The organism is Marinobacter sp. ES-1, from assembly GCF_000475255.1.
Taxonomy (GTDB): domain Bacteria; phylum Pseudomonadota; class Gammaproteobacteria; order Pseudomonadales; family Oleiphilaceae; genus Marinobacter; species Marinobacter vinifirmus.
Genome location: NZ_AXBV01000022.1, coordinates 1 through 14700, shown reverse-complemented (window position 1 = coordinate 14700; position 14700 = coordinate 1). Strand labels below are relative to the sequence as shown.

General features: G+C 60.3%; 15 protein-coding genes. 4 read left to right on the top strand and 11 right to left on the bottom strand.

Features of this window, described 5'->3' with window-relative positions:
• Nucleotides 1-22: 22 nt before the first annotated feature.
• A complete protein-coding gene (locus Q668_RS01150) occupies nt 23-1549 on the top strand; it encodes a WS/DGAT/MGAT family O-acyltransferase (protein ID WP_022987749.1) in 1527 nt (508 codons plus the stop codon).
• Nucleotides 1550-1587: 38 nt separating this feature from the next.
• On the opposite strand, the gene Q668_RS01145 is transcribed toward Q668_RS01150, so the two are convergent.
• Nucleotides 1588-2238, bottom strand: a complete 651-nt coding sequence (locus tag Q668_RS01145; protein WP_036218822.1) for a DUF2057 family protein — start codon at nt 2236-2238, stop codon at nt 1588-1590.
• Between the two features lie 138 nt (nt 2239-2376).
• Here Q668_RS01145 and Q668_RS01140 point away from each other — a divergent pair, with 138 nt between their 5' ends.
• The gene (locus tag Q668_RS01140) at nt 2377-2580 is read left to right on the top strand and encodes a DUF6316 family protein (RefSeq protein WP_022987747.1); all 204 of its coding nucleotides are present in this window, start codon (nt 2377-2379) and stop codon (nt 2578-2580) included.
• 9 nt (nt 2581-2589) lie between these two features.
• On the opposite strand, the gene Q668_RS01135 is transcribed toward Q668_RS01140, so the two are convergent.
• The 8 genes from Q668_RS01135 to glyA all read right to left on the bottom strand — a co-directional run bounded on the left by Q668_RS01135 (nt 2590) and on the right by glyA (nt 9206).
• The gene (locus Q668_RS01135; RefSeq protein ID WP_022987746.1) at nt 2590-3099 is read right to left on the bottom strand and encodes a phosphatidylglycerophosphatase A; all 510 of its coding nucleotides are present in this window, start codon (nt 3097-3099) and stop codon (nt 2590-2592) included.
• Between the two features lie 14 nt (nt 3100-3113).
• Nucleotides 3114-4064: a thiamine-phosphate kinase gene (thiL, locus tag Q668_RS01130; RefSeq protein WP_022987745.1), complete on the bottom strand. Its 951-nt coding sequence runs from the start codon at nt 4062-4064 to the stop codon at nt 3114-3116.
• 3 nt (nt 4065-4067) lie between these two features.
• Entirely contained in the window at nt 4068-4544 is a 477-nt protein-coding gene (gene nusB, locus Q668_RS01125; RefSeq protein WP_022987744.1) for a transcription antitermination factor NusB, read from the bottom strand.
• Nucleotides 4544-5020 (bottom strand): 6,7-dimethyl-8-ribityllumazine synthase, encoded by a 477-nt coding sequence (gene ribE / locus Q668_RS01120; protein ID WP_022987743.1) that lies wholly within the window; start codon nt 5018-5020, stop codon nt 4544-4546. Before ribE ends, nusB begins: the two co-directional genes overlap by 1 nt.
• A gap of 48 nt (nt 5021-5068) precedes the next feature.
• A complete protein-coding gene (gene ribBA, locus Q668_RS01115) occupies nt 5069-6184 on the bottom strand; it encodes a bifunctional 3,4-dihydroxy-2-butanone-4-phosphate synthase/GTP cyclohydrolase II (protein ID WP_022987742.1) in 1116 nt (371 codons plus the stop codon).
• 63 nt (nt 6185-6247) lie between these two features.
• Nucleotides 6248-7363 carry a bifunctional diaminohydroxyphosphoribosylaminopyrimidine deaminase/5-amino-6-(5-phosphoribosylamino)uracil reductase RibD gene (ribD, locus tag Q668_RS01110; protein ID WP_022987741.1) on the bottom strand — a complete coding sequence of 372 codons (1116 nt, stop codon included), beginning with the start codon at nt 7361-7363 and terminating at the stop codon, nt 6248-6250.
• Nucleotides 7360-7878 (bottom strand): transcriptional regulator NrdR, encoded by a 519-nt coding sequence (gene nrdR, locus Q668_RS01105; RefSeq protein WP_022987740.1) that lies wholly within the window; start codon nt 7876-7878, stop codon nt 7360-7362. Before nrdR ends, ribD begins: the two co-directional genes overlap by 4 nt.
• Before the next feature lie 74 nt (nt 7879-7952).
• A complete protein-coding gene (gene glyA, locus Q668_RS01100) occupies nt 7953-9206 on the bottom strand; it encodes a serine hydroxymethyltransferase (RefSeq protein WP_022987739.1) in 1254 nt (417 codons plus the stop codon).
• 413 nt (nt 9207-9619) lie between these two features.
• Between glyA and ettA the strand changes: the two genes are divergently transcribed.
• Together ettA and radA are read left to right on the top strand one after the other, a co-directional pair.
• Nucleotides 9620-11281 (top strand): energy-dependent translational throttle protein EttA, encoded by a 1662-nt coding sequence (gene ettA / locus Q668_RS01095; RefSeq protein WP_022987738.1) that lies wholly within the window; start codon nt 9620-9622, stop codon nt 11279-11281.
• A complete protein-coding gene (gene radA, locus Q668_RS01090; RefSeq protein ID WP_022987737.1) occupies nt 11281-12657 on the top strand; it encodes a DNA repair protein RadA in 1377 nt (458 codons plus the stop codon). Before ettA ends, radA begins: the two co-directional genes overlap by 1 nt.
• Before the next feature lie 201 nt (nt 12658-12858).
• Here radA and Q668_RS01085 read toward each other — a convergent pair whose 3' ends face one another.
• Together Q668_RS01085 and hemE are read right to left on the bottom strand one after the other, a co-directional pair.
• Nucleotides 12859-13227, bottom strand: coding sequence for a PilZ domain-containing protein (locus tag Q668_RS01085; RefSeq protein ID WP_022987736.1), 369 nt, complete (start codon nt 13225-13227; stop codon nt 12859-12861).
• A 323-nt stretch (nt 13228-13550) separates the two neighbouring features.
• The gene (gene hemE, locus Q668_RS01080; RefSeq protein WP_022987735.1) at nt 13551-14615 is read right to left on the bottom strand and encodes a uroporphyrinogen decarboxylase; all 1065 of its coding nucleotides are present in this window, start codon (nt 14613-14615) and stop codon (nt 13551-13553) included.
• Nucleotides 14616-14700: the final 85 nt, after the last annotated feature.

Here is a 14700-nt window from a genome sequence, read left to right as displayed (position 1 = left end):
GACACACAAGGGAGTGCGCTCAATGCGTCAGCTGTCGGAACTGGATGCCTCGTTCCTGTACCTGGAGTCGGAAACCACGCCCATGCATATTGGCGGCGTGTATCTGTTCGACGCCAGCGACCTGCAATACCCCCTGGCATTCAGCACCTTTGTCGCGTATCTGCGCAGCCGCCTGCACGTGGTTCCCCTGTTCCGGCAGAAGCTCAAGGAAATCCCCCTGCGCCTGGGGCGCCCCTACTGGATTGATGACCCGGATTTCAGCATCGAGCGGCACCTGGCCTATGTGAACCTGGGCGAACACGGCAAGCAGTCGAGCCTGATGTCGCTGGCCTCCAAAATCCTGGAAGAACCCCTGAAACGGGACCGTCCGCTGTGGCACATCACCTTCGTGGATGGCTTCAAGCTGGACGACCGGGAAGGCGAGAAAGAAGGCTTTGCCCTGATCGTAAAGCTGCACCACGCGGCTATCGATGCCTTCAGTGGCGAGGAAATCATGGGTAAGCTGCTGGAATACACGCCAGAGCCGCGTGCCATTCCCCAGCCCCGGCCCTGGCTGCCCCGGCCGGAACCGTCTGAAGAACGGGTGTTTCTGCAGGCCGGCGCCAATATGCTGAAAACCCCGATGCAGTTTGCCTCGCTGGCTTACAATGCCGCCGAAGTCACCGCTCGCGGGCTCGTCCACCGGCAGCTTCGCAAGCTGCCCTTGCCGCTACCCCTGTTCACCGCACCCCACAGCCCGTTTAACCGGCAGATCACCGCCAACCGGCGGCTGGTTTCCACCCAGGTAAGTCTGTCCCGGCTGAAAGCCATCAAATCCAGCCTGGCTGACGTAACCCTGAACGATGTGGTTCTGGGCCTGTGTGCCGAAATCCTGCGCCGCTACCTGCTTGTGCAGGATAACGGCACCGACCGCTCACTGGTCGCCATGACACCCATCTCCGTGCGCTCCAGCAGTCTGCGACGGGCTACCGGCAACCAGATGTCTGCCATGCTGCTGGACCTGGCCACCACCGAGCCCAACCCGGCCGCGCGGATTCGCCGCATTCATCGCAACGCGGTGGATTCGGAACCCTACCGCGAAGCCATTGCCGCCGACCGGCTCACCGAACTGCTGCCCTCTACCCTGCTGGCGCTCTCGGCCCGGCTGTATTCGGAACTGCAGGTGGCCCAGCGCTACCAGCCCCTGTTCAACCTGCCCATTACCAATGTACCTGGCCCACAGGTGCCACTGTTCCTGCAAGGCGCCAGGCTGGTACAGCAGTTCAACAGTGCACCGCTGTTCGACAGCATGGGGCTGGTAATTGTTGCGGTGAGCTATCAGGGCCAGCTGACCCTCAACTTCACCCTGTGCCCGGATGTGGTGGCGGATGGCGATGCATTTAAAGCGTTAACCGAGGAAAGCCTGGCCAGCATAGAAGAGGCGGTCGCCTCACTGGGCCCGGATGAAGGTAACGAGTTGCCGGCGAGCGGCAGCCAGAGCCTGACTGACGAACTGATGAACTACATGGAAGGTTTTCTGAAGAATGGTCTGAAGCGCTTCAAACGCTAAGTGAAAAGGCCGGGAACTGTGCCCGGCCTTTTGCGAACTTATTCGAACGCCCAGCGCAGGAACTCACGCTTTTCTTCTTCAGTGGCGTCGCCCCACAGGGCCTTCATCCGGTCCAGCGTTGATCCGGATTGCGCATCACCGCTCACGCCACTACCCGCCGGAACCGGGGTGCGGGCAGCCTTGCGTGCGGCCTGCGCATCCCACTCGCCTGAACTGGCAACCACTTCGCCGCTGCGATTCACCAGATCGGCTGAGAAGTCTTCCATCAGCGTCTCGGCTTCCTGGCGACTGGACGGCCTGGTGAAACTGAACCGATATTCTTCGCCGGCTACCGCATTAAAGCTCACCTGCTGCGGCTTGCTTTCAACGATGTGCACCTTGGACTCGCCGTTATCAACCACGCCGGCCTTGGCCCAGATGGTTTTATAGGTAAACACCACCTGATTCTGGCCCGGCAGCAAGCCGTAATCCAGCGCCAGGTCGTCCATCAGAAAGTTGGTCATTTCGCGACCGTTCACCTGCACAACGGTGATTTCTCCGGGCGACTTCAGCACCGCAGCATCTGCAGCTTCGGCGGGATCACCCTGCCAGGTATCAATGCGCGCAAGGGAGGAAGCACAGCCCACCAGGGTGACGCTGAGCATTAAAACCACCAGCTTGAAAAACCCGCGAACGTGACACATACTCATTTAGCTCCTTTTCCATAGGACGGCCCTTCAGTGGGCCAGGACACGTGACTGACAACTGCCAAGCATTCTGAACATACTCGGGGCTCAGGGCAAGAACGTCAAACCTTAAACTGCGCAATCAAAGCTCGGGAGGTTACCATGGACACCCAGCGAAGAACCGGAGAAGACGGACCACCACCCTTTCGCAGCAGCCGATTTTTCTGTGTTGGCAGCAAGTGGTATTTCACCACCCGGGAAGGCTTTGACAGCGGCCCCTTCGCCACCCGTGAGCGAGCGGAAATCGGGCTGAAGCGGTTCCTGCACGTGGTGCGTATGCTGCCAGACGAGCCGCAGCTGCACTGAACAGCACCGTTAGACGATATAGGGCATCACCCAGGTGTCGATTCCCCACAGGCAGGCCAGCGCCATGATGCCTGCGACGACGTCATCCACCATAATTCCCAGCCCGCCGGGTAGCCGGGCATCCAGCCAGTTTATAGGCCAGGGCTTGAGCACATCAAAGAAGCGGAACAGCATGAACGCCATCAGCACGCCGTAAATCTGGTCCGGGAACAGCCCCAGGGCAATCCACATGCCCACAAACTCGTCCCATACAATGCCACCGTGGTCGTGCACTTTCAGGTCGTCGGCGGTTTTACCGCACAACCAGATCCCCGCCAGAAATGCAGCCAATACCACCAGCCAGTAGGCCATCGGTGGCAACCAGGCGAAGGCATACCACACAGGAATAGCGGCCAGGCTACCCCAGGTGCCAGGTGCTTTCGGCGCAGCACCACTGCCAAAGCCGAAGGCCAGGAAATGCACCGGATGGCGCAAAAAGCCCGGCGGCAGGATGGCGGCAGGAGCATCCGGCTCATGCATCAAGTTATCGTCTGTCAATCAGACCTCCCGAAATGGTCATATCCCTGGGTTTGATAGCCGGCGGGCGCGCCTGCTAACGTCAGCCGCGGCTCCGGCACAATCCGGCCGATCACCGTCAGTTGTTCACGGACTGGCGCAGGCAGCGCGGCCAGTGCTTCCGGGGCGATGGTCAGGCACAGCTGGTAGTCGTCACCGGCGGTCAGGGCCAGGTCCAGCGCCCGCGCTCCCTGCAACTGCCTGAGCTCTTCCGACATCGGAATGCTGGCCACATCCAGTTCGGCGCCCACACCAGACGCCTCCAGAATGTGCTGTAAGTCTGCCAGCAGGCCGTCAGAAATATCGATAGCTGCGCTGGCCTTACCGGCCAGGCTTGCCCCGAGTTTCAGTTGAGGTTGCGGGCTATGGTAGCTGGCCAGCAGGGCCCTTTGCCGTGCGCCCGGTTCCGGATCCTCAAGGTAGTCCAGCGCAGCACCGGCGTTGCCCAGCGGGCCGGTTACGCATACCCGGTCACCCTCTCGGGCGCCGGAGCGCAACAAAGCCTGGCCGGCCCTTACGGTGCCATGAACCTGGATAATGATCGTTAACGGGCCTCGGGTGGTGTCACCGCCGGCCAGGGTAATACCGAACGCCTGGCTGGCCCGGGACAGCCCTTCGGCAAAGCCCGCCAACCAGGCGGAATCTGCTTCTGGCAGGCTCAGGGCCAGGGTAAAGCAGACAGGCTCGGCACCCATGGCCGCCAGGTCACTGACGGCTACTGCCAGTGCCCGCCACCCAAGGTGGGAAGGAGCATAGTGAGGGGGAAAGTGGACACCCTCTACCAGGGTATCCACTGAAAACACCAGGTCCCGGCCCGGCGGCACCCGCTGGATGGCGCAGTCATCTCCGGGGCCAAGCACAAGCTGATCGTTCCTGGCGTTGCTTGCCAGCGGCTGGAAGTACTGCCGGATCAGCTCGAATTCACCCATGAATCAGCGTGGACGGGTTTCGGCCAGCCGCAGGCGGCGGCTCAGTTTGTCCAGCACACTGTTCACGAACTTGTGGCCTTCAGTACCGCCAAAGCGCTTGGCCATTTCGATACCTTCGTTGATCACCACTTTATAGGGCACATCGATACGGCATTTCAGCTCGTAGGCACCCAGGCGCACGATGGCCAGTTCAACCGGGTCCACCTCTTTCAGGGGACGGTCGAGGAATGGCTCGATCAGCCTGTCCAGTTCGGCCTGCTCCCGGTGTACGCCCCGCAGCAGGTCGCGGAAGTACATGATATCCACCTTGCTCATGTCGTTATCAACCATGAACTCGGCTTCAATATCAGAGATCGGAGACTTGCTGAAGTGCCGCTGATACAGGCCCTGCATAGCAAGGGCCCGTGCCCGGCGGCGGTCGCCAGCTTTTGGCTGGCTGGTTTTCCCCGGTTGGGGAGAGGTATCACCCGCTTCGCTCATTACTCACCCAACTTTTTGAACAGACTGACCATTTCCAGGGCAGTAATCGCAGCTTCCGCACCTTTGTTACCGGCCTTGGTGCCGGAGCGCTCGATGGCCTGCTCGATGGAGTCCACGGTCAGTACACCGAAGGTGACCGGCACGTCGGTTTCCAGGCTGACAGCGCCCAGGCCACTGGAGGCTTCACCGGCTACGTATTCAAAGTGTGGAGTACCACCACGAATCACTGCGCCCAGGGCGATGATGGCGTCGTAGTCGGAGGTTTCCGCCACACGCTTGACCGCCAGCGGCATTTCGTAGGCACCCGGTACGCGGATAATGGTGATGTCGTCATCGGCAATACCGTGGCGGCGCAGGGTATCTACCGCACCTTCCACCAGGCTTTCTACAACAAAGCCGTTAAACCGGCCAACCACCAGCGCGTAACGGCCGCTGCACTGGGTAAAATCACCTTCAATTACTTTGATATCTGCCATCTCGGGCTCCTTCGCGGGCTGCCGGAATCAGGGCGGCAGCCGGGTTGATCATTCGTGGGTATAGGGTACGTATTCCACCACTTCCAGGTCGAAACCGGAGATGGCGGAGAATTTCACAGGCGGGCTCAGCAGACGCATTTTGCCCACGCCGATGTCGCGCAAAATCTGGGAACCGGTACCCACGGTAAAGTACACACCGGAGCTGCCCTTGCCTGCTGACTTCGGGCCCTGGTCGTAGAATTCCTGGATACGGTCTTCCAGGTTGTAGGTGTCTTCCGCACTGTTGAGCAGAACCACCACGCCGCGCCCTTCAGTGGCCACTTTTTCAAGGGCATGGTGCAGCGGCCAGCTGCGGGAATCCTTGCGCCGGGCACCCAGCAGGTCGCGCAGGGTGTCGGTAATATGCACCCGCACAAACACCGGCTCATCCGGGCTGATGTCGCCCATCACCATGGCCAGGTGGGTGGCACCCTGAACATTGTCCCGGTAGGTGCGCAACTTGAACACGCCATATTCGGTATCCAGCTCGTGCTCTTCCACACACTCCACGGTTTTCTCGTTCATGGTGCGGTAGTGGATCAGGTCTGCGATGGTGCCGACCTTAAGGCCGTGCTCTTCGGCAAAGCGTTCCAGGTCTTCACGGCGGGCCATGGACCCATCGTCATTCATGATCTCGCAGATCACACCCGCCGGTTCGCAACCGGCCAGCGCAGCCAGGTCACAGGAGGCTTCGGTGTGGCCGGCACGGCTCAATACACCGCCGGGATCGGACATCAGCGGGAAGATATGGCCCGGCTGAACCAGGTCAGACGCCTTGGCATCGCGCGCTACGGCAGCCTGTACGGTGCGGGCGCGGTCAGCGGCCGAGATGCCGGTGGTGACGCCTTCACGGGCTTCGATAGACAGCGTGAACTTGGTGCCGAAGCCGGAGGCGTTCTGCTGAACCATCAGCGGCAGGCCCAGCTGTTCGCAACGCTGCCGGGTCATGGGCATGCAGATCAGGCCGCGGCCGAACCTCGCCATAAAGTTGATGGCTTCCGGCGTGCAGTGTTCTGCTGCCATTACCAGGTCGCCTTCGTTTTCGCGATCCTCGTCGTCCATCAGGATAACCATCTTGCCCTGACGGATATCTTCGATAATTTCTTCAATACTGTTCAGTGCCATACGGTTCCGCACCCTGTCACCCCTGCCCTCACCATTGAAGGCCCGGAGGAATGAATTGAATGTTTAGTGGCGGGCCAGGATCAATCGCTGATCCTCTCCTACCTGGCGGCGATCCAGCACCTTCCATTGCACTTTGTCTGCCATGACTTCGATGGGCAGGTGGGCGGTCGGGCGCCCGGTACTGCCCAGAAAAACCGGTGCCTGGTAGAGCCAGAGTTCGTCTACCAGGTTCTCGTTGATAAAGGTGCCTGCCAGTGTCGGGCCGGCCTCTACCAGTAATTCGTTGATGCCCAGCTCACCCAGGGCATCCAGCAACTCGGAGACATCCACGCCGTTGTCTTTCCAGGCCACGCCGGTGAGGCGAACACCCAGTGCCGCCAAATCCTGCGCCGGGCCGGTGGCCAGGGTGGAGCTGGCACAGAACACCTGCACGTTACCCCCCCGCAGAATCCGGGCTGTGGCCGGTGTGCGGGCATCACGGTCTGCAATCACCCGAAGCGGCTGGCGCGACGGATCGGTGGCATCGCCGGTATCGCCCATTTCGTCCCGGCGCACGGTCAGGGACGGGTCGTCGGCCAAAACCGTACCGACACCTGTCAGAATAGCATCACTCACGGCCCGCAGCCTTTGCACGTCTTGCCGTGCCTCGGGCCCGGTAATCCACTGGCTTTCACCGGAAGCCATGGCGGTGCGGCCATCCAGGCTCGCGGCCATTTTCAGCCGTACCCAGGGCCGTCCGGTGCGCATGCGTTTCATGAAACCCGGATTCAGGCGGGCGGCTTCACCCCCCATCAGGCCTTCAGTCACCCGGATACCGGCGTCCCGCAGCATATCCAGCCCCCGGCCAGACACCGAGGGATTGGGGTCTGTCGTTGCCGCAAACACCTGGGCAACTCCGGCCTCTATCAGCGCCTTCGCACAGGGCGGCGTGCGGCCGTAGTGGCTGCAGGGCTCCAGGGTAACGTAGGCCGTAGCGCCCCGGGCTTCATACCCGGCCTGGCTCAGGGCCCGCACTTCCGCATGGGCCTCGCCGGCTCGCTCGTGCCAGCCTTCACCAACAATCCGGTTACCCCTGGCGATCACGCAGCCAACCCTGGGGTTCGGATGGGTGGAATAACGGCCGCGCCAGGCCAGCTGGATGGCCCGGGCCATCATTGCCCGGTCACGGTCTGAAATCATTCTTTGCCTTTGTCTGACTGGTTATCCGCCAGCACACGGGCAACATCCACGGCGGCATCGCTATTACCCTGAGACAAGCGCTCGATTTCTTCCTTGAACTCGTTGATGTCCTGAAAGCTGCGATACACCGAGGCAAAGCGAACGTAGGCCACTTTGTCGAGCTGGCGCAGTTCAGTCATTACCTCTTCGCCCAGCTGCATGGATTTTACTTCACGCTCGCCGGTGGCTCTCAGGCGGTATTTGATCCGGTTCAGGGCGGCATCGATCTGCTCGATGCTCACCGGCCGTTTTTCCAGTGCCTTCATCAGCCCTGCCCGCAGCTTTTCTTCATCAAAGGGCTGACGGGTGCCGTCCTGCTTGACCACCCGGGGCATCACCAGTTCGGCGGTTTCAAAGGTGGTAAAACGCTCGTGGCAGGACAAGCACTCCCTGCGGCGGCGCACCTGGTCGCCCTCGGCCACCAGACGTGAATCAATCACCTTGGTATCGGCTTCACCACAGAAAGGACAATGCATAATTCACAGGCTCCGGAAAGGAAGAACCCGGGTGGTCCTTGCGGAGCACCCGGGCAGGCACATTACCGTGCGTTTCAGCCGTAAACCGGGAAGCGGGCACACACCGCTTCAACCTGTTCACGTACGCGGCTGATGACGGCGTCGTCTTCAAGGTTGTCGAGGATGTCGCACATCCAGCCAGCCAGGTCACGGCATTCCTGCTCACCAAAGCCGCGAGTGGTCACCGCCGGGGTACCGATACGCAGGCCGGAGGTCACGAACGGCGAACGCGGATCGTTCGGAACGGCGTTCTTGTTCACGGTGATGTGGGCGCGGCCCAGGGCGGCGTCGGCATCTTTACCGGTGATATCCTGCTTGATCAGGCTGACCAGGAACAGGTGGTTTTTGGTGCCGCCGGAAACCACGTCAAAGCCGCGCTCGATGAACACTTCGGCCATGGCGGCAGCGTTCTTCACAACCTGCTGCTGGTAGGCCTTGAACTCGTCGCTCATGGCTTCCTTGAAGCACACAGCCTTGGCCGCGATTACGTGCATCAGCGGGCCGCCCTGACCGCCAGGGAAGACGGCGGAGTTCAGTTTCTTCTGCAGGTCTTCGTCGTCGCAGGCCAGGATCAGGCCGCCACGGGGACCGCGCAGGGTTTTGTGGGTAGTGGTCGCCACTACGTGGGCGTGGGGAACCGGGTCCGGATACACGCCAGCGGCAACCAGGCCAGCCACGTGGGCCATGTCTACAAACAGGTAGGCACCCACTTTGTCCGCGATGGCGCGGAAGCGGGCAAAGTCCAGCTCCTGGGAGTAGGCAGAGAAGCCGGCAATAATCATCTTCGGCTTGTTCTCAACGGCCAGGGCTTCCACTTCGTCGTAATCGATCAGGCCGGTTTCCGGGTTCAGGCCGTACTGGACGGCGTGGTAGATCTTGCCGGAGAAGTTCACGCTGGCACCGTGGGTCAGATGACCACCGTGGGCCAGGCTCATACCCAGAACGGTGTCGCCGGGCTTGAGCAGTGCCATGAATACGGCGGAGTTAGCCTGGGAGCCGGAGTGCGGCTGCACGTTGGCGTAGGCGGCACCAAACAGTTCCTTGGCACGGTCAATGGCCAGCTGCTCGGCAATATCGACAAACTCGCAACCACCGTAGTAGCGCTTGCCGGGGTAGCCTTCGGCGTATTTGTTGGTCAGCACACTGCCCTGGGCTTCCATCACCCGCGGGCTGGTGTAGTTTTCGGATGCGATCAGCTCGATGTGCGCTTCCTGACGCTTCTCTTCCGCCTGCATGGCGTTCCACAATGCGTCATCGAATCCGGCGATTTTCATATCACGATTAAACATGGATGTGCTGCCCCTGTCTGTATGCTGGCCCGGCGCTGCCCCTGTGCATGCCGTAACCCCTGAAATTTTGGGCCGCTATTCTATCGCGAATGCGGGTTGAAAATCATCCTTTATGCCGTCCGCAGATACCGGCACACCGGTGATCCCGGTTTTTGCTCAATTGCTATCCCTTTGGGGTTTAGATACCTTACGGGGTTCTGTTTTCAGGCAGGTTGTGAGTGGGCCTGCCTTAGTGACTTTTTTGCCACGGAATCCACGGAAGGACACGGAAAAAAGATGAAAGATAGATTTGCCACGAAATCCACTAAATGACACGAAAGGAAAAGATAAAAAGCTTTTCTTTTATGCAGTTAATTTTCGTGTTCTTTCGTGGATTTCGTGGCAAAACCCAGCAAAAAGAGGTTTAAGCCAAGATGGCCCAGTACGTATTTAGCATGAACCGCGTGGGCAAGGTGGTTCCGCCCAAGCGGGAGATTCTTAAAGACATTTCCCTGAGCTTCTTCCCGGGCGCCAAGATTGGCGTGCTGGGCCTGAACGGCTCTGGTAAGTCTACCCTGCTGCGTATCATGGCGGGCGTGGACCAGGACTACATCGGCGAAGCCCGGCCGCAGCCCGGTATCAACGTGGGCTACCTGCCCCAGGAGCCGGAGCTGGACGAAGAGAAGACCGTCAAGGAAATCGTGGACGAGTCTGTCGCCCATGTTCACAACGCCCTGGCTGAACTGGACAAGGTATACGCCGCCTACGCCGAGCCGGATGCCGACTTTGACGAGCTGGCCAAGAAACAGGGCGAGCTGGAAGCGATCATCCAGGCCACCGACGGCCACGATATCGAACGCAAGATGGAAGTCGCTGCAGACGCCCTGCGCCTGCCGGCCTGGGACCAGAAGGTGAAAGTACTGTCTGGTGGTGAGCGTCGCCGCGTGGCCCTGTGCCGCCTGCTGCTGTCCGGCCCGGACATGCTGCTGCTGGACGAGCCCACCAACCATCTGGATGCCGAATCCGTGGCCTGGCTGGAGCGCTTCCTGCACGATTACGACGGCACAGTGGTCGCCATCACCCACGACCGTTACTTCCTGGACAACGTAGCCGGCTGGATCCTGGAACTGGACCGTGGCCAGGGCATTCCGTTCGAAGGCAACTACAGCCAGTGGTTGGAGAACAAAGAGAAGCGCCTGGAGATGGAATCCAAGCAGGAGGCCGCTCACCAGAAGGCGATCAAGCAGGAGCTGGAGTGGGTTCGTTCCAACGCCAAGGGCCGCCAGTCCAAGAGCAAGGCCCGCATGGCCCGCTTCGAGGAAATGAGCTCCCAGGAATTCCAGAAGCGCAACGAAACCAACGAACTGTACATCCCGCCCGGACCTCGCCTGGGCGACAAGGTGATCGAAGTAGACGGCATCAGCAAGGCCTTCGGTGACCGCCTGCTGTACGAAAACGTCTCTCTCAACGTACCGGCCGGTGCCATTGTCGGCATCATCGGCGGTAACGGCGCCGGTAAATCCACCCTGTTCAAGATGATCGCGGGCATGGACAAGCCGGACTCCGGCACCATCACCGTGGGCGAAACCGTGGAACTGGCCTATGTGGACCAGATGCGCGACCTGGACGGCAGCAAGACCGTGTGGGAAGAGCTCTCGGATGGCCAGGACATCATCAAGGTAGGCAACTACGAGACCCCGTCCCGCGCCTACGTGGGCCGCTTCAACTTCAAGGGCACCGACCAGCAGAAGCGGGTGGGCGACCTGTCCGGTGGTGAGCGCAACCGCCTGCACCTGGCCAAGCTGCTGAAACAGGGCGGCAACGTGCTGCTGCTGGACGAACCCACCAACGACCTGGACGTGGAAACCCTGCGTGCCCTGGAAGAAGCGTTGCTGAATTTCCCGGGCTCCGCCCTGGTAATCTCGCACGACCGCTGGTTCCTGGACCGCGTGGCCACCCACATCCTGGCGTTTGAAGACGACGGCGAAGTGGTCTACTTCGAAGGTAACTTCACCGAATACGACGCTGACTTCAAGAAGCGCAAAGGGGATTCTGCCATGCAGCCCAAGCGCATGAAGTACAAGAAGCTGGCCTGATGGCAAAGGTAAAAACTGCCTACGTCTGCACCGAATGCGGTGCAGACTATTCCAAGTGGCAGGGCCAGTGCACGGCCTGCCATGAATGGAACACCATCAGCGAAGTGCGCGGCGTATCGGGCCCGGGCAAAGGCGCTCGCAGCGCCCGGTTCGAGGGCTACGCCGGCAGCTTGTCGGCCGTCAAAAGCCTGGACGAAGTCAGCCTGGCTGAACAGGCCCGCATCAGCACCGGCATGCAGGAATTTGACCGGGTACTGGGCGGCGGCCTGGTAGAAGGCTCGGCCGTACTCATGGGCGGCCACCCGGGTGCAGGTAAAAGTACCCTGCTGCTGCAGGCGGTGTGTCAGCTCGCCGCCCAGCACCCTGCCCTTTACGTAACCGGTGAGGAATCCCTGCAACAGGTGGCCATGCGCGCCAAGCGGCTGGGCCTGCCCACCAAAGACCTTAAAATGCTCTCGGAAACCTCGGTCGAGCGCCTGCTGCAGGTAGCCGAAGCGGAAAAACCCCGCATTCTGGTGATCGACAGTATCCAGGTGATGCACGTGGCGGAAATCGAATCCGCCCCCGGCTCGGTCTCCCAGGTACGCGAGAGTGCGGCGTTCCTCACCCGCTTTGCCAAGCAGACAGGCACGATTCTGCTGCTGGTCGGCCACGTCACCAAAGACGGCAGCCTGGCCGGCCCGAAAGTGCTGGAGCACATGATCGACTGCTCGATCCTGCTGGAAGGCTCCAGTGACAGCCGTTACCGCACCCTGCGGGGCATCAAGAACCGCTTCGGTGCGGTGAATGAGCTGGGCGTCTTCGCCATGCTGGAACAGGGCCTGAAGGAAGTAAAAAACCCCAGCGCCATCTTCCTAAACCGGGGCGAAGAAGCCGCGCCGGGCAGTGTGGTGATGGTAGTCTGGGAAGGCACAAGGCCAATGCTGGTGGAAATCCAGGCACTGGTGGATATGGCCCAGGGCAGCTACCCGAGGCGAGTGGCCGTGGGCACCGACCAGAACCGGTTAGCGATGCTGCTGGCCGTGCTGCACCGCCATGGCGGGATGCATGTGGCGGATCAGGATGTGTTCGTGAACGTGGTGGGTGGCGTAAAGGTCAACGAAACGAGTGCGGACCTGGCGCTGCTTGCGGCGGTGGTGTCGTCCTTCCGCAACCGGGCTTTACCGCAGGATCTGGTAATCTTCGGAGAAGTCGGCTTATCCGGCGAAATCCGCCCGGTGCCAAGCGGACAGGAACGCATCTACGAAGCCGCCAAGCACGGCTTTACGCGGGCCCTGGTGCCCAAAGGCAACGCACCGAGAAAGCCTGTGGAGGGCATGAAAGTCATCCCGGTAACAAAGCTATCAGATGCCCTTTCGGCTCTGGAGGAACTCTAAACTTCCGGCCCTAGCCTGCTTGGCGTGGAGCTATGGGCGGTGTGGGAGGGGCTTTCCAAAAAACGCTCCTTGCGGCACATCCATGTGGCGCTTGGGCTCCGCCATCCATGGCTCCGCACATTTTTGGAAAGCCCCTCCCACACCGCCCAGCCAGACCAAGTGCTAGCGTCCAATGAACAAACAAAACCTAGCCAAAGCCTGTTACCCGATAAGCTTGGCGAAATCACGCTCCAATAGAGCCAGATCCCCTAACTTACTGGCCACCAACCGCTCCAGGTTTTCAGTACTTTCAGCGTCTATGTAATCACACCGAAAACCAAGCCGTTCATCATCCGTGTGCCTCAGCTCAACGGCCATAACAATGCCAGTCGCATGGTCGTCTACGTGAATCACCACCTCAAACGGCTTGTTATACGGCAAGGCCTCACCTTCCGGGCGCCTGACCATCACCCCACCGAAAGAAATATCCAGTACCTCGGACGACCAGACCTGGTCTTCACAGAACAATTCACAGGGAGCCCCGAACTCCATTCGGCTGAATTTACGTTTCTCTTTATTTGACGGTGCCAAGACAAAACTCCTGATCGGTTGGCTCTGTTTTGACTATAGACCCGACACAAACAGAAGCACAACACGCCAATAGTCTTTGACTGCGTCAAATAAGGTAAAACGATTTAAACCAAAGAAAAGCAGGGGGCGGTGGCGCTCGGACTATTTCACGGAGTTGGAACAGCGGGCTGGTGGGGGAGCCTCCAAAAAATGTGCGGAGCCATGGATGGCGGAGCCCAAGCGCCACAGGGATGTGCCGCAGGAGCGTTTTTTTGGAGGCTCCCCCACCAGACCGCCTCCCCCAACCCAAGCAGGCTGGGGAAGACAATCACCCAAGTAAGGCTTTACCGGTGATACTCGGCACTCAATTCGACAACGGCATTAATAAACGCCCCGGCATGCTCCGGATCCACATCCGGGGTAATTCCATGCCCCAGGTTGAAGATATGCCCGGAGCCGGAACCATAGCGGGACAGGATGTCTGCCACTTCCTGCCGGATGCGCTCTTTCGGCGCATACAGCATGGCCGGGTCCATGTTGCCCTGCAAGGCAACCTTGTCACCCACGCGGGCGCGGGCGTTGCCGATGTCGGTGGTCCAGTCCAGGCCAACGGCATCGCAGCCGGAATCGGCGATGGACTCCAGCCACTGGCCGCCGTTCTTGGTGAACAGAATCACCGGCACGCGACGACCTTCGCTTTCGCGGATCAGGCCGGCGACGATTTTCCTCATGTAACGCAGGGAGAATTCTTCGTAGGCCCAGCTGCTCAGCACGCCGCCCCAGGTATCGAAAATCTGCACCGCCTGGGCGCCGGCCTTGATCTGGCCGTTCAGGTAATCGATAACGGCATCCGCCAGGTGGTCCAGCAAGCGGTGCATGACTTCCGGCTGGCCGTACATCAGCTTCTTGGCTTCCGAGAAGGTCTTCGAGGAGCCACCTTCAATCATATAGGTCGCCAGGGTCCAGGGGCTGCCGGAGAAACCGATCAGCGGTACCCGGCCGTTCAGTTCACGGCGGATGGTGGAGACCGCGTTCATCACGTAGTCCAGGTCGGACTCGGCATTCATTTTCGGCAGCGCGTCTACGTCTGCTTCAGAGCGAATCACCTTGCGGAATTTCGGGCCTTCTCCGGTTTCGAAGTACAGGCCCAGCCCCAGCGCATCAGGAATGGTCAGGATGTCGGAGAACAGAATGGCGGCATCCAGCGGGTAGCGCTCCAGCGGCTGCAGGGTGACTTCGCAGGCCAGCGGGGTGTTCTTGCACAGGCTGAGGAAGTCGCCAGCCTTGGCCCGGGTTGCGCGGTATTCCGGCAGGTAACGGCCGGCCTGGCGCATCATCCACACCGGGGTGCGGTCTACGGGCTGGCGCATGAGGGCGCGCAGGAAGCGATCGTTCTTCAGCTCAGTCATAATTCCAGTCTTCTCGTCGGTAAATGGTCAGAGACAATGGGAAGCAATGATACCCCGTTTGCGTATCGAGTAGGAGGGGGAGTTG